General features: G+C 37.3%; 15 protein-coding genes and 3 pseudogenes. 15 read left to right on the top strand and 3 right to left on the bottom strand.

Annotated elements, in window-relative coordinates:
* Positions 1-577 precede the first annotated feature (577 nt).
* Together J7E67_RS26400 and J7E67_RS26395 are read right to left on the bottom strand one after the other, a co-directional pair.
* Complete coding sequence (locus tag J7E67_RS26400) at positions 578-790, bottom strand: hypothetical protein (protein WP_214733150.1); 213 nt, start codon at positions 788-790, stop codon at positions 578-580.
* 9 nt (positions 791-799) lie between these two features.
* Positions 800-1,024: a helix-turn-helix domain-containing protein gene (locus J7E67_RS26395; RefSeq protein WP_214714358.1), complete on the bottom strand. Its 225-nt coding sequence runs from the start codon at positions 1,022-1,024 to the stop codon at positions 800-802.
* 187 nt (positions 1,025-1,211) lie between these two features.
* On the opposite strand from J7E67_RS26395, the gene J7E67_RS26390 reads away from it, so the two are divergent.
* The 15 genes and pseudogenes from J7E67_RS26390 to J7E67_RS26320 all read left to right on the top strand — a co-directional run bounded on the left by J7E67_RS26390 (position 1,212) and on the right by J7E67_RS26320 (position 16,601).
* A complete protein-coding gene (locus tag J7E67_RS26390) occupies positions 1,212-1,502 on the top strand; it encodes a hypothetical protein (protein ID WP_214733149.1) in 291 nt (96 codons plus the stop codon).
* 107 nt (positions 1,503-1,609) lie between these two features.
* The gene (locus J7E67_RS26385; protein ID WP_251027019.1) at positions 1,610-1,981 is read left to right on the top strand and encodes a glycosyltransferase; all 372 of its coding nucleotides are present in this window, start codon (positions 1,610-1,612) and stop codon (positions 1,979-1,981) included.
* Positions 1,982-2,109: 128 nt separating this feature from the next.
* The gene (locus tag J7E67_RS26380) at positions 2,110-2,790 is read left to right on the top strand and encodes a M23 family metallopeptidase (RefSeq protein ID WP_214733148.1); all 681 of its coding nucleotides are present in this window, start codon (positions 2,110-2,112) and stop codon (positions 2,788-2,790) included.
* Between the two features lie 122 nt (positions 2,791-2,912).
* Positions 2,913-5,468: an ATP-binding protein gene (locus tag J7E67_RS26375; RefSeq protein ID WP_214733147.1), complete on the top strand. Its 2,556-nt coding sequence runs from the start codon at positions 2,913-2,915 to the stop codon at positions 5,466-5,468.
* An 871-nt stretch (positions 5,469-6,339) separates the two neighbouring features.
* Positions 6,340-6,648 (top strand): annotated as a pseudogene (locus J7E67_RS26370) (DMT family transporter); the annotation flags it as partial.
* A gap of 379 nt (positions 6,649-7,027) precedes the next feature.
* Positions 7,028-7,417 carry an OmpL47-type beta-barrel domain-containing protein gene (locus J7E67_RS26365; protein ID WP_214733145.1) on the top strand — a complete coding sequence of 130 codons (390 nt, stop codon included), beginning with the start codon at positions 7,028-7,030 and terminating at the stop codon, positions 7,415-7,417.
* Between the two features lie 214 nt (positions 7,418-7,631).
* Positions 7,632-8,039 (top strand): annotated as a pseudogene (locus J7E67_RS26360) (protease Lon-related BREX system protein BrxL); the annotation flags it as partial.
* Positions 8,040-8,946: 907 nt separating this feature from the next.
* Positions 8,947-9,135: a hypothetical protein gene (locus tag J7E67_RS26355; protein ID WP_214733144.1), complete on the top strand. Its 189-nt coding sequence runs from the start codon at positions 8,947-8,949 to the stop codon at positions 9,133-9,135.
* A gap of 709 nt (positions 9,136-9,844) precedes the next feature.
* On the top strand, positions 9,845-10,288 hold the full coding sequence (locus tag J7E67_RS26350) for a JAB domain-containing protein (RefSeq protein ID WP_214733143.1): 444 nt from the start codon (positions 9,845-9,847) through the stop codon (positions 10,286-10,288).
* Positions 10,289-10,969: 681 nt separating this feature from the next.
* Positions 10,970-11,230 carry an HPr family phosphocarrier protein gene (locus J7E67_RS26345; RefSeq protein ID WP_214733142.1) on the top strand — a complete coding sequence of 87 codons (261 nt, stop codon included), beginning with the start codon at positions 10,970-10,972 and terminating at the stop codon, positions 11,228-11,230.
* 486 nt (positions 11,231-11,716) lie between these two features.
* A complete protein-coding gene (locus tag J7E67_RS26340; RefSeq protein ID WP_214733141.1) occupies positions 11,717-12,220 on the top strand; it encodes a hypothetical protein in 504 nt (167 codons plus the stop codon).
* A 394-nt stretch (positions 12,221-12,614) separates the two neighbouring features.
* Positions 12,615-13,727 carry a GerAB/ArcD/ProY family transporter gene (locus J7E67_RS26335; RefSeq protein ID WP_214733140.1) on the top strand — a complete coding sequence of 371 codons (1,113 nt, stop codon included), beginning with the start codon at positions 12,615-12,617 and terminating at the stop codon, positions 13,725-13,727.
* Positions 13,728-13,783: 56 nt separating this feature from the next.
* Positions 13,784-13,951 carry a DUF2187 family protein gene (locus J7E67_RS26330; RefSeq protein ID WP_285291943.1) on the top strand — a complete coding sequence of 56 codons (168 nt, stop codon included), beginning with the start codon at positions 13,784-13,786 and terminating at the stop codon, positions 13,949-13,951.
* Positions 13,952-15,909: 1,958 nt separating this feature from the next.
* Positions 15,910-16,352 (top strand): annotated as a pseudogene (locus J7E67_RS26325) (JAB domain-containing protein).
* Positions 16,353-16,409: 57 nt separating this feature from the next.
* Entirely contained in the window at positions 16,410-16,601 is a 192-nt protein-coding gene (locus J7E67_RS26320; protein WP_214733139.1) for a hypothetical protein, read from the top strand.
* A 1,008-nt stretch (positions 16,602-17,609) separates the two neighbouring features.
* Here J7E67_RS26320 and J7E67_RS26315 read toward each other — a convergent pair.
* Positions 17,610-19,227 (bottom strand): YhgE/Pip family protein (locus tag J7E67_RS26315; protein ID WP_214733138.1); only part of this gene is annotated, 1,618 nt, incomplete at its 5' end.

Raw genomic sequence — 19,227 nt, 5'->3', positions numbered from 1 at the left:
GGTTCAACAGGATGTGGAGTGCTTGTAAGAACTGCTAGAGGTATTAGTTTAGGCGGAATTTGTGGTCCCATAGTTGGAAACTGTATATAAGAGGGAAAACTTTGTTGACCCAACATAATTGAATGGTGAAAGAAGGAAAATAATGATTATAATTCAAAGATTATCTCTCCTTTTAATTGTTTTAAGGTATCGAGATTGTTAGTGCCCTATAAAATATTCCGTTTTTTACATTGATTGGACGAAATACTTTATGAAAAATCCCAAAGTCATAGTCGGCCGATTAAAATAAGTGTTGTTTTGTAGTCAATTAGAATCGGATGCTGATATAACAGTGGAATTGCTGAAGGAATAACAAAGTAAAAACCTATCTTTTATAGATAGGCTGTTTTTTGTGAAAAAACTATAAAATTTCTTAAAAAAATCATTAAATTGCACATTATTTATCGATACCCTTTGTTTTTTGCGTTTTTTTGTCTGTTTTAATTGATTCTCTAACAATAATCTTAATATTAATCTAATGGTGAATATTGATTCTAGATTCAAAATAAAAAGGAACAGTCTATGGAGCTCCATTGTTTTAGGGTTTTCCTGCATACTCCTTATTCATTAAATATTGGTCATACTTTTCTAAACACTCCAGTAACTCGTGTTTATAGGTCAACAATGCTTTTCTAACAATTTGATTATGATTACCTGTATCGAGTTCCTGGTTACATTCTTCTAAATCCTTCGTTTTAACAACAATAAGATCATTATAAATATGGGTTAGACTTCTATTTCTACTCTCCATTTTTGCCGCCTACATATCCCAAAAGTCATCACTTTTGACATTAGGATCTATTTCCCTTAATGCTTTGAGAATTTTCTTCATAGTGGATTGAGTAGGTGCACGGTCGGGATCATTGACTAAATCACCAACAGTATTCTTATTTAATCCTGTCTTGTCCTTAATCCACGCTTGAGTTATTCCCCTGTTATCAATCCATTTCCCTAGTTTCGTACGTTTTTTTCCTAGTCCAAACATTCTCCATCACTCCTTAGACCCATTCATGTCCAAAAGTCCTGAAAAATAAACCCAAAAGTCCTGAAAAATGAGGAAACTTAGACAAACGGTATCGCATAGGCTTTTATCACAGGGTAGGAACTCCTTCAGATGTAGGTAGGAAAAATATGAACTACTTCTGATGTGGTTCTGAAAGGAGGAAATTTAGATGCCGGGATTAAAGAAAATTACTCTTGTCTTAAACACAGATGACCCAGAGCAAAGGGAGTTATATCGCTTCGTCAATAGCCTTCCTAATGGTCAGAAGAGGAATAGTAGTGCCTTTCTTCGCACTCTTGTTGACCGTGAGTATCAAAAGAAAAAGGTGCAGTATCTCGAAGAAAATCAGAAATTTTTACAAGAAAAAAAGACGCAAGAAGCGTCTAGTGTGAAAGTTATTAAACCAACTAAGAAAAACATCACATATTTAGCTAAGGATATTGACCAAAACGCCTATTAAAGCTCCGATTGCTCCACCTATAATAAATGTCATCCTTAACACCTTCTTTTGTTGGTTTTAATCGTATCATCCCCAATTAATTTAAAAATATACAAGGAGTGGACAGCATGAGAACGCAAACTCTTGATTTTAAACGATTTGTTAGCAATGAGAAATTTTCTACCGATGAACCATTGAAGATGTTAGAAGATAAAAAATTAACCAAGATAGTCAGTATTGGCGGCGGATTAATGCTTTTATTGGTGCCAAAATCAGCATTAGCAGCAACAAAGGCAACAGCTGATCAAACCTTCGGCAATTTGTGGAGTGCGGTAATGAATATCGTTGATTGGATTGTAGTCGGGGTATTCGTTTTTGCCGGGGTTGCATGGATGTTCGGCCATAGAAACAAAGCGTTGGAATTAATTATCGGCGGTTCAGCTGGATATATCCTGGCACGGCACGCTGTTGATATTAGAGACTTCTTGAAAAAGCTATAAGGAGGTGGGAACGATGGGAATTAAAACAATTATAATGCTCTGTTTGTTGGGTTATAGGATTTACTCCAAGAACAAACCAGTGAAATCGTTGAATTTTAACGCATTCCTTCAAAAAGGAGGGAATAAACATGAAATTTCGTTTATCAAGTGAATACGGTGAGCTTTCAGAGGTTCGAAATATGGTCCCACACCCCGGAATTGATTTTGCAATGCCTGAAGGAACTGAATTAAGAAGCGTAATGAATGGAGTGGTTGAAAGGGTAGTCGATTTTGGAAACAATAATCTAGGAAAGGGCGTATTTATCCGAAACGATGACGGCACATTGTCTATCTACGGCCATATGTCCAAGATTAAGGTGAAGGCAGGGGAACATTTAACGTCTGGGGAATCAATCGGTTTTTCAGGGAACTCAGGACACTCAACAGCTGCACATTTGCATTATGGTATGAAGGATGTTGCAGGTCATTGGATGGATCCCACACCTGTTGCGGAGAATGTTTCGAATATGTCAGGTAATGACTTTCATTTCGGTGATATAGGCGGTGTTTTATTAGATAAGTACAATAAGTTTGCTGATAAAGTCATTGGTGCCGAAATGAATATGGTCGTTAAACCTGCACAAGAAACCTTACAGGACTGGTTAATATCCCTTGGTCATACTCTAACGGATTTAATGCCAGAGATAGGCACTGGAATAACGATATTAGCTGGAATAGCCATAATGTTTACAGGTAATTTTCCGAAATATATCACTCGTTGGGGATTTGCTATGATGGGGGTGATTTCGTGGATTCTACTCGCAAAATAAGGTCAATCAAGTTATCCGATTACTTTGCATATCAGAGGAACAAAATGATCACTTATCGCATTATCCCTCATATTTCAGTCACGAATAACAGCAATACCAAGATGTGGAGGATTTTTCATAAGATGTATGAAATCTATGACAATGTTCCTTCGCGGCTAAGTAAGAAAGGTTTTAAATTAACGTATCGTGAAAAGGACAGTATTTGGTTCGATGTGGTATTCAAGCAGGATGGAAACGAGAAACGGATTGAGTTTTATGTAAGCACATCAGAAATATGGGCAAAGAAATTCCGTGAAATCCTTGAAAATTATATGAAGGTCACTGTAGAAGAGGTTAAAACTAATGCACTGAAAATCCCCAATACGAATGAAATCGTACTCCAAGAAATCAGACTTTCCAGGCATGATATATTTTCACTTGGTGTCAAAGCATCAGAACAAACAACACCTATTGCTTCCATATTGACGGCACTTGATGACATTTCAATGGATGGCGACTTTGCCCGTCTTTCTGTTTGTGCGGAAACATTTGACCGTAAGAAATGGGCACATAACGGACAGTGGGCTAACGAAAAACTACAAAAGGGGATAATACCCGTAAGAGCAAGAATAACCCCTAGCAAGGTACAGAAGGCTCTTAAAACAGGTATATCCACCTTTGCAAATGAAGTGTATGACGTTGTTAACGACATTATGAATGCCATATCAAACACTTTCTTCAAGAGTGATAAAGGATTTGAAAAGAAGAAGATTATTGGTCGTAAGCACGCTTTAATTGAGGAGCTGCATTCCAGTAAGGTTACTCAAAAGACACAGGAAAAGCTGAATCAACCTGTTTGGAAAACACATATCCGTGTAGCTGCCGTAACTGAAAATAAGCTCCGGGCGGATTTAGTCGCCAATACAATCAGCAGTGCCTTTGCTGAAATAGCTGGAGATAATGAGTTATTCCCCTATAAGATTCGCTTGAAAGTTAGGAAGCGGGAAATGATTAATGAAATGAATACTCTTCATTTATCAAAAACAACTATGACGGAAGGGGATGTATCCTTACTATCTTGTGATGAGATTGCAAAAGTCGCTATTCAAATGCCTACATCTTCGATTCAACAACGGTATGAAAATGAATTATGCGTTAATAAGAAGGTGGAGACAGATATATCCTCTATTTTTGTTCATAAGGAAAAGAAAGCTGGTGTGCGAATAGGTGAAATTGTGATTAATATCGGCAGCAATAAGATTACGTTTAATGATGAACCATTGAAAAAGCACGAAACCAAAAGCAACAGCATTTTAATTGGCCACGCAGAATTCAAAGGTAATGATATTCCTGTTGGTATTCCTTTAGGAAATCCGGATGAAACCTTCAAAGGCTATGTAGCAATGGGTGGAATGGGTTGCGGCAAAGATACCATGATTCAAAATTTTGTTACTGAAGCCTCGTTAAAGCACAATATAAGCTTTGTTGTCATTGACCAGGTAAACAAAGAAGGATTGCAAGGTATGGCAAATGGTATAAGGGACTGTCTGCCTCCTGAAAAAATTATTGATATTGATTTGTCTGATGATAATTACTTGCCTCCACTAGATCTAACTGAAGTAATGGAGAAGTTAGGAAGAAAAGGTGCAGATAGGTTCGCAAATGAATTGATTGATTTCTTCGGTGATTTGGAATCAATGGGGCAAAGCAGGAAGATATTAAGGGCTTTTGCTCAAGCCTCTAATGGAAGCCTATACAACATCAAGCGATTACTTGAAAATGAATCATTTCGAGTAGAAACAGCTAAAAGGCTGCGGGATGAAAACAAAAATAGGTTAGCGGAAGAGATTGAAAAATATATCAGCGAATACGAACTGGTGGAGAAGAGGAACGGCAAAGGCGAAATTACTTCATCAGATATGAAGTGTACGAAAGACGGGCAAAAGTCCATAGATGGGAAAGCAAGTGCAATCTATAACCGATTAGATGAGTTTATGGGGGATTCCACGCTATTTGAAATCTTTGCTCAACCTCCTAAAAACGAAATGAACCTGGAACAATGGATGAGGGAAGGGAAGGTAATTATCTTTAGGGTGCCGGATAGAATCTTATCTACCGTGGCGGTAAGAACCTTAGTACATTGGATAACACTTAAAGTGCTAATGACAAGAATGTTAATGACAGTAGATGATCAAGAGAACGGGGCTTTTATTGTCTTTAACGAGCCTCAAACATATTTATCCGATAATCCCGGTCTTGCTAAGTTATTGTCTAGGATTGCTGTTCAAGGACGTAAAGAACGGTTAGGAAGCATCTTTGCGTGTCACCACTTAGGGCAATTAAAGGAGATTTCAGAGGATTTAATATCAGGCGGGGTTAATTGGCTGCTATTCAAAAATGACAACGAGAACACCTTTAAAAGGCTGGAAACACAGCTTCAGCCAATCTCTATCGAAACAGCTTTAAACATCCCAAACACCAAAACAACACGGCACGCTATTTGTATTTTGAACTTTGGTGGAGAACGTAAACCAGCTTTCTTAGTCCGAATGTTAAAGCCATCCTACGAACGATATAAACCATATGACAATTCTTTTTTAACCAAACGGCACTCAAGGATGTTTGGAAGGCATTATGATGAAATCGAGGAATTAATTGATCAAGAAGAAAATAATTTTAGAAATAAAGGTACCAAATAGTATGGGACCTGCATTAATCGTCTGGCCCGTGCATATGCTGATTGTAGGCAGTAGCCACAACAGCGATGAGGCAAACTATACCCTTCGGCTTGGACAGTCGAGGGTTTTTATTTTTATATATCAGTTCGGAACTAATTCTGAACTACGTCTGAAGGCATCCAGTGAGGTGCCTTTTTTAATTTTTGAGTAATTGGCACAAATAACTAGGTTTGTGCTTGAAGAAGGAAAAAGAAAATTCGATGGAGAATTATATAAAACCAAAAAGCGGAAATAGAGAAAATGAATCGCTATTTACCACGTTTTGATTAATGGGTAAATGGGTAATCATTATCGAAGGTGAGGCGAGAATGGAATGCAGGAGCAAGAAATTTTTTTATTAAAGATAGAGGTCAGCAGACTTTTAAAAGACTTTATTAGGAGTTCAGATCCTATTTGTAAAGAACTTATTCGACAAGACGTATTATTTCTATGTACTGTTATAGCTAGTATTGAGCAAGTCCATGTAGATTAAAGAACAGGGGCTTTTGTCATAGAGGATTTCTATCTGATTTGAGGGAGCGTCAGTCAGTGGTGCACCGTGGTCGTTGGAGTCAGACTAACGGATGGGCTCTAACGCACCATAGTTCATCGACCTTCCTCTCCCAGCCGTAGAATCAGTATTGACGGTTCTAACTCATTTTCATTCTCTGTGGTGTAGTGACGATTTTTCCGCTGCATGGATGGCTAACGGGTGCTTAGAGCATAGGACTGGGGTGGCTGCGGAGATACTTTTTTTATTCGACTGACGAAGCATTTTAGTTGAAGAAGGAATAGTATCCGTTTTTGACCATATCTGCGATGACGAGTGCAATAAAGTTATAGGAGGACAAATGCAGTTGCTTTGATTATTATATCACTGTTCGGAAAAGGCATAAGTGTGAATAAAGAATGGTTCGCAGCACCATGGTGGGTATGGACAGGAGGCCTTTTAGGAGCTTTTTATGTAGTTGCATCTATTGTACTTATACCTCGTCTTGGAGCTACTGCTACAGTTGCTTATGTTCTTGCAGGTCAGATGATTGCTTCTACTTTAATTGATCATTTTGGATTAATAGGAGTGCAAGTGCACGCTTTAAGTATTCCTAGAGTAATAGGAGTTCTTCTAGTCATTGTAGGAGTTATTATCATTCAGAAATTTTAAATTCCCATAATCAAAAAGGATAAACGAACCAAAAATCCCTATTCTATAATGAGAGAAAACTACTGTTTGATCCAGTAGTTTTTTCTTTTTTAGGCTATATACGATAGACAAAATCAGTGTTATAAGAAGCAAAATTCACAATTCGTGTTTCTTTAATGCTATTTTTGATATCGCATAATTTGAAAAAAAAGTAAGCCTATGACCCATTTTTACACGTATCTCGGCTGAACCCCTGATAGGGGAGAAGAAGGACCCAGCATAAACCGATCCTTCTTTGTAGGTCCAGTGAGGGCGTCAAATCAACGGCGAAGCCAGGAATAGGGGTTGACGAGCACCAACAATTAGCCCAAGAGCAACTTCGGCTAGATCTTACCATCAGATGATTTATGATACCGCACGTAAACAAGTAGTTTTGTTTTCTGGATATGATAATATTCTTAATGATACCTGGGAATATACTGATGAAGATACAAATGAACCAGTAACAACTGCTAGGCCGGTAAATGATAAATGGACATATTCAGATGTTACAGTTACTTTAACGGCAAGTGATGAAGTGTCAGGAGTTGCCCGTACAGAGTATCGTATTAACAATGGAGATTGGCAAGAATATAGCGCTCCTATAACAGTTTCTCAAGATGGCCATAACAAAGCGGACTATAGAAGTATTGATAATGCAGGTAATACGGAAGAAATTAAAAGCTTGAACGTAAAAATTGATAAAACCACACCTTCAACTTCCGTCACGCCAGTAAAAGATGATTTTTGACTAAATGTCAATATCGAAAATGAATCTCAAGTTTGTGAATAAATGTACTGATATGAACGAAACTGTCAATGCTCCCTACCCAAATTGATTTTGGTTTCAGTTTTTGGGTAACTCTAAGAAGAGAAGCGTTTTTCGGCTTCTTTGCTTATTAGTTTGGAGTGAGCCTTAAGGCTAGGGGATCTCCTTCTCAGCTTACTGATAAAAAGAGAGCTTAGATACAGCATACCGATATTTTACAGCAAATAGTATAAGTATCAGTGGAGCCATTGCAATTAAAACAAAGGACTACCACATGCACATTACGGACTTACAAGGAATTGGTCTAACGAGCCAATTAGCGATAGCAGAGCTAATTGGATTATGTTCTGGAGCCTTAGATAAACCTGTCCAAGAAAGTCTTGTAGTATTAGGTAATATGACTGTTGGAGGAACAATCTCTAAGTTTGAGGAGTTTGCTAATGTTCTACAAGTTTGCGTGGATGCTGGAGCGAAAAGAGTATTGATCCCTGCATCATCTGTAGTAGACTTTCAAACGGTTCCATCTGATTTACTGATTAAAGTACAGCCTGTTTTCTACTCAGATCCTATCGATGCTGTTTTTAAGGCATTGGGAGTAAGTTAATAAAGTTTTATTAAAAGAATAAGAAAATTAAATGAGATACATGATCCAAAAGGAATTTGCAAAAATGTTACGAACTTGGGAAGATGGGGTAATGGTGATGTGGAGATAGGTATTTCAATTATCAATGAGATTGAGGATGTTATGTACCTTATAAAACAATCTTTTGATAAGCATCGAGGTGAAGAACAGTAAAATAAACTTTTATTTCAACTTAATTCCTATGTACCTTAAGAAATAGGATGTGCTGGATAGTCTTAAAGACTATCCAGTTTTTTATTGAGAATTGATTAAATAATTGATTCACTTATGATGGAAAACATTCGTTCTTTTCGAGGTATCTTTATTGGTAATTTTAGATGTTTTTAAGCCAATTCAGTTTTTATAAATCTGACAGCCTTAAGGCTGCGTGTTTTCTTCAGAAATAAGAACTTTAAAGATCTAGATCAAGAGCATGGAAAACTTACTTCGGACGGCAGCACTACGGATTGATCAGAAAGGAAAAGCGTCTTTCTTTCATTCCGTACGTGTCGCTTTTTGGCACTAAATGGACCGATAACCACGGTCTGTACGGCCTAACTCCTACATTCCATAGGTTCCTGTTCCATTTACGGCAGGCCGCCGTACCAAACGAGCCGAAAACCTTTAAGATCTTGGGCTTCTCGCCCAAACCCAGCCAACGGTAGCCCGTTGGATCGCATTATACGCTCGGACCCTATTAATCTCCTTCTTTGTTCTCCTTATTGTAATCGTTTGCTCATTAGGGCAGTCAAGAGTGCTACTCTAGCGCTTCGCAAAGTTTGTGAACTTTTTTAAGAAGACCGTTTAAAATACTTCACAAACTTCAAGCCCATTGACAGCCCTTTTCGCAAAGATTCGTAGAGGTCAAACAAAAAAGGCGTGATGGAGAATGGAAACAAGTTTTCATGGATTGAAGGTAGCAAAATCGAGCACAGGATATTATGTAGGTACATATTTTCAGGAAGACGATGCCACTACACAGTCTGTACGACTAACGGATAATTTCAGCAGCAAACAAGAAGCCATCGAGTGGATCGAATCTATGATGGAAGAAGTCGCAGAGAGGAAAGAGGGGTAGCTCCCTCTTTTGTTTTTTCACTTTAAAAAGTGTACCGTACACAATGGAAAATTCCCGGCTACGCCAGGAATCGTGTCGCTTGCTTCGCTTTGCTCCAAATGATTGAAAGTGTGTCGGCGGCTTTTTAGGGGCATCGAACCCCCTACAAACCCGACTGCCTCCAAGCTAACGCAAGGAGACAGTACGCTCTTTTTTCATTCGCAGGATTTCGATCGAAATCCTTTTGAATAAAAATCGCTATTATTCATTGAAACGCTCGGCATCGAGCCTCGCCTTCCAACCGATGCTGCTCCCTTTCGGCAGCTATTCGCATCGGACGCTCAGGCCGTGTTTTTTAATGGCAAAAGGGCATCGAGAACTTTGCCATTAGGCGTCTTATACCTGCGGTATGTTCGACTGCCACGCTCGGACGGTAGTGAGCCTTCTTTGTTCTCTTAATTATAATGAATGGGCTTATGACCGCGTGAAGGGCGGGCGCCAGGCAAACAAAATCGGCAAAGCCAAGTAGGCTATGGGGCAGTAAGGAAGCAAAAAACGCTCCCCAACTGCCCCTAAGTCATTGGGCTTCACTCGATTTTGAACGACAACGGGCAAAAAGAAGGCCCGTTGCCTATGCCTGACTGGCAAGTTCGCTTCTTCGTAAGCGAACCCTTCACACGGTTTGCGCCCATCATTGCTTCCTTCTCAAACAAAGAAAGGAAGTGTACATATGGAAAAAGTTTACGAAATTCAACGCATTAAACAAGTCATTCAGGAGGTAGAAGGAGGAGAACACTACATCGTTCGTTCCCCTGAAGATGGCGCGAAGATTGCTTCTCAATTTATTGGTGATGATGAACGTGAAGTATTCTTTGTCATGTGCCTGAATACGAAAAATCGTGTGGTTGCTGTCCATCGCTGTCATGTCGGAAGTTTGAATGCAAGTATCGTTTCGCCAAGAGAGGTGTTCAAGTCCGCCATCCTGAATAACTGCGCATCGATCATTGTCAGTCACCAGCACCCATCGCATAATTGCAATCCGAGCAATGAAGATATTGAAGTCACGAAAAGATTAGTGGAAGCAGGTAAGATTCTAGGAATCGAGGTCCTTGATCACCTAATTGTAACTGCCGATGCTGAATACTACAGCTTGAAAGAAAAAGGCAAAATGTAAGACCCGAAGGAGGGGGATTTTCTCCCTCGTCTTTGTTTTTTACATTGTTTTATGTGATTTCGTCTTGTTTGGAGGCATCGAGCCTCCAACAAGACAGCAGCACCCATGCTGCGCATGGATGCTGTTTTTAAAGAATTCTTGCAAGAGTTATAGAATCTACTTTGGCGGCATATTACGGACTGTTGAAAAAGGAAATGCATTTTTCTTTCATTCCGCCGTATCTGTTTCTTTGGCTCGAGAACCAAAGGAAAATTATTTCAATGAAAAACAGTTTGCTGACTTCTTATCTTAAAGCCGAGGAAAAATGCCGAAACATTCTTTTTTATTTTTTTAAAGGAAGGACTGAATCCTATACAAAGGTACAATTTTATTTATTATTGTAAATTTGGTATGCTTATTTTTTTTTGACTTATAGTTTACTTTATTAATATCTTTTTCTATTTTTTAACTTTTTTAAATGAAGATCATTAAAAGATGTTCCAAAACGGTCTTTATAAAGAAAAATCTTTATAAAAAACGCTTTTTCTACAAAAAAACCCTATTGTTATAAATTGATTTCCAATTTATAGTAATATTATAAATACATATATATGTAAAAATCACCTATGCATTTCCTATTACAGTATTTGAATAACCGAAAATTAAAATAATAATTAAGTTATGTTTTAGGTGGTGATAAAAATGAAAAAAGAGGTTCCTGTTACCTTGACACAAGATTTTAATCATCATGATCAATTAATGCAATTGGTTCAAGAAGCAAATCGATTCAATAGTTATATCCTCATTAAATACAAAAATTTTCAAATAAATGTAAAAAGTTCTCTCAGTATTAGGATATTAATGATTTCAAAAGGAGAAAAGATTAATATTTATGCGGAAGGTAATGATGCTGAACAAGCAATAGATCACATAACTTCTTTTTTGGTGTTAAAAAGAGTATAATATCAGGCGAAATTCAATGCCCCTATAACTTACGAGTTGTTGATCATTGCTGTCCGTTTCGCGAGACAACTAAATTGATTTAAATTAAAAATCGTAAAAAAGAATTGGGCTATTAACTTAGGTTTTAAGTGGAACCCCTTATTTGATTAGACTAAACCATTAAAAGATAACTCGATTACAATTGTTGATGGGTAAAATTCTCGGTATCGAGGTGTAGATCATCCCATTGTAAATGCCGATGCTGAATACGACAGCATGAAAACAGAAGGTAAAATTTAAGATTCAAAGGAGAGGGTTCGCCCTCTTCTTTATTTTTTTCGTTTTTTTTATGTTAGATCGTCTTGTTTAGTGCATCGAGCCCCAACAAGACAGCTGCATCCATGCTGCGCATGGATGCAGCTTAAAAAAATATATAAAGGAGTTTGTGTTGACTTTGTCAACGTTTTATTTTATTGTTAAGTTGACTAAGTCAACAGGAGGGGAAAGATGAAACGCTCAACTAAACGAATCATTGAAACGTTCCCGAAATTTAAAGGTAAATTAAAGGCTTATGAGAACATCTTATTGGTGGAAGAAGCAATGGAAGGATTAACAGACGTTGAAGCTGTATTTTTAAAATTAGCCTGGTTCTTTGAGGAAGCCGAACAGGAAAGCTTTAATATCGGATTATTATATCACCATTTAGATAATGAATGGCTTGAATTCGCGTTAGAATTAATGAGTCAGTTCTTTAGAGAGGATACGTATTTAATTCAAAAACCTACCCATTCCATTCTCCGAGAAACGTCGGCTGATTATTTTAATCAAAAGCAGTTTGCTGATTTCTTATCGGAACATGGATTGAATTATGACAAACGTAAATTAAATGTGTATTACAGTCGAGGGAAATTGCCGAAGGCGGATGTTAAACTTGCAGGTACCCCCTATTGGAGTAAATCAACAGTTGGGGAATTTTGTGAACAGGAGAAGGAACGATTGAAAAAAAATTAAGTAAATCTGTGCATTAATGAACTTAAACCAACGGACTATACGGCTTTTGCTTCCATACCGAACGAACTGAAGCCGGAAAATCAAAAGATTGAAAGATCAAAAGAAAAAAGACGAAGTAGAGCAGTCGAATGGCTGCTTTTATTGTTTTATATTTCCCTTTTGCCTTCCGAATCGTAAAACAGCGAAATCTTTCTAACTATGTTTTGAGGGCAATCTTAGTGAAGACAATAAAATAATAGGTATTAAAAGTCTAAATAAAAATCTACAACGTTGGAGGAATTCAAGATGTTGGAAATGTAAAAGTGAATGCATATTCCTGCATTTTAGAGATTAGAGCAAATCTATTATGGGAAGACTTGTATAGGTTATAACCCTTAAAGGGGGAGATTATGGTATGGAGAAGATAAAAATTAATGGAACCCAAATGTTTATGCTAGTCGTATTATTTGAGATGGGAAGTGCCATTGTTGTTGGCATTGCCGCTAGTGCAAAACAAGATGCATGGATATCAATAATGCTTGGGATGGCAGCAGGCGTTTTACTTTTTTTTGTTTATAATCGTCTTTATCAGTTTTATCCAGATCTTCCCTTAACGAGTTACGCTCAAAAAATAACAGGGAAGTGGATTGGAAGAATAATTGTTTTTTTATATGTTATTTATTTTATTTATGATGCCTCGAGGGTATTACGGGACTTTAGTGAGTTATTAACAACAACAATGTATACAAATACGCCGCAGTTGGTTCTTAATTCTCTAATGATTTTAATCATTATGTATGCTATAAAAATGGGTTTTGAGGTGATTGCTAGGACTGCTCAGCTCTATTTTGGATTTATCTATTTGGTAGCAATTGCCGGGTTTCTTTTAATTTTAATGTCCGGAATCCTTCATTTGGAAAATCTAAGGCCGGTTTTAGAAAATGGATGGAAGCCAGTACTGAAAAACTTTGTTGGTCAGACCTTGGTATTTCCTTTCGGGGAGATGGTGGTGTTTACAATGCTCCTTCCCTATTTAAACGAACCAAAAAAGGCAAAACGTGTATGCATTGGAGGGATTGTTTTAAGCGGGGTAAACATTGCAATTACAATTGTTTTCAATATTGCCGCGTTAGGAATGGAGCTTTTTATTCGTTCTCCATTTCCGTTACTTGCCACGATTGGTAAAATTCAAGTAGCGGATTTTATTGAGAGGCTTGACGTATTTTTTATGCTTTATGTAGTAATAGGGATTTTTTTTAAAGTCACTATATTGTATTCTGCTGCAGTTATCGGGGTAGTTGATATTTTCAACTTGAAAAACAAAAGTAATATTGTATTTCCAATCGGACTAATAATCTTATTTTCTTCTATAGCTATTGCTTCCAATTTTACCGAACATATAAAAGAAGGATTTGCGTTTGTATCAATCTATTTAGCGTGGCCCCTTCAAATAATCATGCCTGTTTTATTGATGATTTTAGCTATTTTTCAAAATAGGAAGAAAAAGTCATCCATAAGCACCCCTTAAAGTAGAGAAATATTTGTACATGGAAAAAGATAGCGTGTTGAAAGGATGAATCTTAATTGTCGATGAAAGCAAAAGAAATAGCAGAAATGGGAGATATTCTTTATATGAATGGAATCAAAGCAGCATTGAAGTTTGAAGGAAATAGAACCATTGTGGCACATAAAAATTACAAGGTTTTGATTGTGCATGATGTGAAAGCAAACGTCATATATACACGATTTTAAAAGAAATGCTTCCTTTTACCTGAGAGAATAAAGGTTGGATTTTGTTACACTCTTTCAAAAATTCACAGTACATATATAAGAAAATTTTTCTGAAAATTCAATTAAAACTTGAAAATGTAAGCGCTTTCCATTATTATAAATAGTGGGTTGGATGGCATGCGTGGCCGTCAGCGTATCTGGCGTAGGTGGGGCCGGTACTAGGGACAGATGTAGATTGTCCTTATAATAAAATACTTAAATGTTCGATAAGTATGTGGAAAATGGGTGAATGAGAATAATAAGAAAAACTTCATATCAATAATAGATACTGGGCGATTAAATCGCTATCCAGTTTTTTATTGGGAATTAATACTTCAATATTTAGAAACGAATTTTACGACACGGTTCCTTCTCTAAAAAATTTTACGATATGAAATGGGAAACGCTTGAAATGATTATCCTCTAATTGTGGATCATCATTGTTATGTTTGCACTTAACCATATAACAGCCCTTCTCAGCTTAAGCATATGATTTCTACATTTTGCTGGAAGGGCTAAATATTTTAACTAGCGGAAACACTGAAAACTGTTCCCCGTTACATTCGTTGTATTTCATTTATTTTTTCGTTTTCCATTAGATTTAATGTACTCCTTGTGTATCTATTGGAAAAAAATAACACTAGGATGAAAAAAATCAAGCATCCACCCATTACCAACAAGAAACATTGCAACCCTATAATGAGAACTGAAAAATCCATTCAAATCCCCCTCGTATAATGACTTGTCTTCTAAGTATTTCTATGAATGTTAAAAAATCCCTGCTATTGAAGCGAAATGATGTAATGATTTGTTCTTTTTCTGATGAGTATTTTATTTGACTATTAAATTAGTTCAGGGAAAAGAAATTAAGATTGAAAGTGGATCTCAGTTCATCCTGAATTTGAATTGTTTTCTTTTGTGGACAATTTTTGTTACAAATCCAACGAGTGAAGTAAAAAAACGTTTGTCCATGTGGTAATTTCTAATAGCATTTTGGTGTCCAGGCTATCCAATAATAGCGGTTCGATCTTTTCAATTTGTTTCATCAAGATGGGGTCTAGGACTTTTATGATCATCCTCCTAAAGATCCTTCAACATTTTTATAGATTCGGGCATGAAAAAGCCTTGCCATTTCTTTCACAATCTTTATGATCTTTATTCATTAAAAATTTCCCCTCTTCTACCTATTATAGAAACATTTGTTCTTATTGAACAAGAGTATGTTACAAAAATTTTTTTGATTTTCCTACATTACCTACAGATTTTTGCCAATCATATAGCCTTAAGGCTGCGGTTTTTCTTCAGAAATAAGGACTTTATCATCTTAAGGTTAATAGCATACAGAACGACTTTGGGCGGCAGCACTACGGACTGAACAGAAAGGATAAAACCCTTTCTGTCAGTCCGTACGTGTCGCTTCGGCATTAAATGGACCGATAACCACGGTCTGTACGGCTTACGCCTACATTCCGTAGGTTCCTGTTCCATTTACGGCTTACACCGCCATACCGAACGAGCCGAAAATCGGAAAACCGGAAAATCAAAAGATTAAAAGATCAAGAGAATAAATGACAAAAGGAGAGCAGCCGAAACGGCTGCTTTTATTGTTGATTTTTCCCTTTTGCCTTCCGAATCGTAAAACAACGCAAGCCTTCTAAGCTTCCAGCCGGCAGGACACCCGAACCTTTCCGGCTAGAAGCTAAGAAGGCTAGTCAATCGTTCAAGGGGCAAAAAACTTTTTTGCTTAAAGGCGTTATCACAACAGCAAAAAACTTTTTGTGCGAAGAGCACCCTAGACCCATTGCCTATGCGTGTTTTTCGTTCTACTTGCAAAAGGGGAAAAATCATCCCCCTTTGGGGAACGGATTCGCTTCGGAACCCAAAAAGAAAAAATGATTGAAAAAACCAAAAAAGAAAGGGAGTTTTGAAAAATGGAATTTATGTCTATCTTTGAAGTCGTACGAATCAAACAAGAAATTAAGGAATCCTCTGAACCGTTTGCACAGTATGTTATTCGTTCACCGGAAGATGCTCAAAAGTTAGCTGCCTCTTACATTGCGGATGAAGACCGAGAAGTGCTTCTAGTTATGATGCTCAATACTAAAATCAGGTAGTTGGGTTACATAGAGCTCATGTAGGAAGCTTGAACGCTAGTATCGTCCATCCTAGAGAGGTGATGAAATGCGCTATTCTCAATAATGCGGCATCCATTATTGTTAGCCACCAGCACCCAAGCGGAGACCCAACTCCAAGCAAAGAAGATATAGAGGTTACTAAAAGACTTGCAGAAGCAGGGAGAATTTTAGGTATCGACGTCCTTGACCATGTAATTGTCAGCCATACCGGTAAGCATGTCAGCCTAAAGGAGAAAGGCTATCTATAAAAATACCAAAATAGCAAGGGGGGAGATTTCCCCTTTGCTATAAAGGGGAGAGTTATCATGACAATTATCGTATCTGATTTTTATAAAGATGAGGCACAAGCAATTGAAAACGTAGGTCTAAAGGAGGAAATCGAATATCATTTATTTGAATACGGTTGTAAGCCGAAGAAAATCTATATCCTGCCATTTTTTGAGGCATCGAAAGAAAAATATAAACCCACAAAAAATACGATGATTTTATCCGTGTAAAAAATGAAACAGAAAAAACATCGGCTGGATCAGCGCCGATGTTCTTCGCGAATGGATAAAAAACATCCGTTTTTTTTTGATCACATGAGCAGGCATCGAGCCTGCTAGACGGTTGCTACGCAACCTTTTGAAAGATGATTCGAGGAAGAAAGGAAACCACTTGCCACGGCAAATGGTCCTTTCCATTAATTAAGTGATCTACTGCCAAAGATTTTAAACATTTTTTGGATTCCTGCATGAAAAAGTCCTTAAATTTTTCATTCCACGGTTATCTGATTCAATAAAAGATTTCCCCCTTTTTTATCTTAACAGGAATATTTGTTCTTATTATTCATAGAATATGTGTCAAAAATTTTTGGATATACATACATTCCCCTTTCGTTTTATGCCAGTCATACAGCCTTAGGGGTGCGGTTTTTCTTCAGAAATAAGGACTTTAAAATCGAGGTTAAAGGCATACAGAACTACTTTGGCCGGCAGCACTACGGACACTGATCAGAAAGGAAAAATGCATCCTTTCTGTCATTCCGTACGTGTCGCTTCGGCATTAAATGGACCGTTAACCACGGACTGTACGGCTAATGCCTACATTCCGTAGGTTCCTGTTCCATTTACGGCTTATGCCGCTATACCGAACGAGCCGAAAAACAAAAAATCAAAGGATTGGAAGATTAAAAGAAAAAAGACAAAAGGAGAGAAAGGGAAAGTTGCACCCTTGACAATCTATATCCAAAAGGACCTTTCGTTTATAAGTTGAACAAGGAATAACTCTATTCATTGCTGAATAAAGAACCATTTAAAAATATTTTGGCGTGGTGGGTTGACAGTTTCGTTTAACCAGTTTAATTAGGGATTAAAGGAAAAATCAAGGTTGTTGTTACTATATATTTCGTTATATTGGAGGTCAAATATTAAGGATTATCAATTAGAAAATAAGTTAATATAAATAAGCCCATTATCTCTATAAAAAGAAATAATGGGCTATTAATTTATATATAAAAGATTTGCTTAAGCGGCAGGGATGCTTTTCTTATGTCTTAATTGAAGAACAAAAAATAAGAATGTAATAGCATTAAAGACAAATCCAAACACGGCTAACATTAGTGCATGGCTCCATACATCATGCAGATCATTTCCAATCGAGATAAGGTCACGAAATCCTTTTATCGCGTACGTCATTGGAAGGAATGCATGTATGTGTTGGTAAAATGGAGGTGCTAAAGCTATAGGGAATGTGCCAGAGCTGCCGCCAATTTGCAGTAAGAGTAGAATGAATCCAAGCATCTGTCCAATTTTTCCGAAAATGGTACAGAGCATTTGCACCAAAGATAGGAAAGTAAGACTCGTCAAAATTGTAAATAGATATAAGCCCCATACATGTTCAACTTCTAGGCCCATGCCTTGGATAAGTATAGTTACTGCTAGAATGGATTGAACCAACCCAACCATAATCACTACACTATGCTTACTGAGAAACCAAGAAGCGCCAGATGATGGTTCTAACTTTGTTTCCTTAAGTTGATAGGTAGAAGCGAAAAATAATGCACTAGCCATCAGGCCTATAGCTAAAATATAAGGAATTAAGCCAGCTCCATAATCATTTACCTCACTGATTTTGTGAGATTCCAATTTTGTTGGATTAGAAAACATGTTAAAATTTTTATCATTCAATTTCAGTTCGTTCGCTTTTGTAGCACCGGATTGTAACGATGAAAGTAATTGACCTGTTCCGTCAGATAGATGGGAAGCTCCCTTATATATTGATGCGGAACCATCTGCAAGTTTTTGAGAGTTGTCACTTAATTGATTGGCACCAGAGTTAAGTTTTTCAATCCCTTTTGCAAATTGATTGCTTGCATTGTCCATTTTTATAATACTGCCGGAAAAAGCGCTGGTTCCATCCGTTAATTTGTTAGCGCCACTATGTGCTTCGGCTAACATTTTGTTAAATGTCCCTAGATTTGAACTAAAGGTATGTTGCCCTTCAGCCAATTTTTTAGCGCCTTCAACCATCGATAGTTGTCCTTTTGCAAACTGATCAAGTTGACTCTGCACTTGCTGTGAACCTTGTGAAACGGTTAACAGTATAGACTCGAATTCGGTGATTCCTTGTTCTAAATCAACCGGCGCTCCTGCAGTGGAAGGAGACATGAAATGATCCAAATTCGAAAGCAGCTGTTGTTTTTCTTCCTCTGAAAGACTTTTGCTTTTATTGATAAGCTCCTTTTGTTCTTTAACTAGTCGGTTCTGCTCTTGAAGGATTTGTTGTAAAGAGTTTAGTTGACTAATTATTTCAGGCTGTTTTTCATTTACATCCTCCAACGCGATCAATAGTGGGTCGATTTTTTCTTGAAATCCAATTGTACCCTGGTATGCCTGCTGTAAGTTTCCTTTAAGATCATTAGCTCCTTGTTCTAATTCTTTAGAGCCTACGGTAAGATTTTCGCTAGTTTTGTTAAGGACACCCAAGCCATTTTCTAAATGATCCATACCACTATCAAGTGTTTGAACTCCGTTAGACAGTTGGCCAATTTCCGTTTGAAATTGTTGAGTTCCATTGTATATCCTTTGTGTGCCGTCTTTAAATAAGACGGTACCAGCAGCAAAACTCTGCAAATAGTCTTGT

Source organism: Bacillus sp. ISL-46 (assembly GCF_018613205.1).
This window is presented reverse-complemented; position numbering and strand designations above follow the sequence as displayed.

What these genes read in the sequence shown, in the direction of transcription:
- J7E67_RS26320 (WP_214733139.1), top strand. Translation starts at nt 16,410, where the DNA reads ATGACAATTATCGTATCTGATTTTTATAAAGATGAGGCACAAGCAATT.
- J7E67_RS26375 (WP_214733147.1), top strand. Translation starts at nt 2,913, where the DNA reads ATGTATGAAATCTATGACAATGTTCCTTCGCGGCTAAGTAAGAAAGGT.
- J7E67_RS26340 (WP_214733141.1), top strand. Translation starts at nt 11,717, where the DNA reads ATGAAACGCTCAACTAAACGAATCATTGAAACGTTCCCGAAATTTAAA.
- J7E67_RS26345 (WP_214733142.1), top strand. Translation starts at nt 10,970, where the DNA reads ATGAAAAAAGAGGTTCCTGTTACCTTGACACAAGATTTTAATCATCAT.
- J7E67_RS26395 (WP_214714358.1), bottom strand. Translation starts at nt 1,024, where the DNA reads ATGTTTGGACTAGGAAAAAAACGTACGAAACTAGGGAAATGGATTGAT.
- J7E67_RS26380 (WP_214733148.1), top strand. Translation starts at nt 2,110, where the DNA reads ATGAAATTTCGTTTATCAAGTGAATACGGTGAGCTTTCAGAGGTTCGA.
- J7E67_RS26355 (WP_214733144.1), top strand. Translation starts at nt 8,947, where the DNA reads ATGGAAACAAGTTTTCATGGATTGAAGGTAGCAAAATCGAGCACAGGA.
- J7E67_RS26400 (WP_214733150.1), bottom strand. Translation starts at nt 790, where the DNA reads ATGGAGAGTAGAAATAGAAGTCTAACCCATATTTATAATGATCTTATT.
- J7E67_RS26365 (WP_214733145.1), top strand. Translation starts at nt 7,028, where the DNA reads ATGATTTATGATACCGCACGTAAACAAGTAGTTTTGTTTTCTGGATAT.
- J7E67_RS26350 (WP_214733143.1), top strand. Translation starts at nt 9,845, where the DNA reads ATGGAAAAAGTTTACGAAATTCAACGCATTAAACAAGTCATTCAGGAG.
- J7E67_RS26335 (WP_214733140.1), top strand. Translation starts at nt 12,615, where the DNA reads ATGGAGAAGATAAAAATTAATGGAACCCAAATGTTTATGCTAGTCGTA.
- J7E67_RS26390 (WP_214733149.1), top strand. Translation starts at nt 1,212, where the DNA reads ATGCCGGGATTAAAGAAAATTACTCTTGTCTTAAACACAGATGACCCA.
- J7E67_RS26385 (WP_251027019.1), top strand. Translation starts at nt 1,610, where the DNA reads ATGAGAACGCAAACTCTTGATTTTAAACGATTTGTTAGCAATGAGAAA.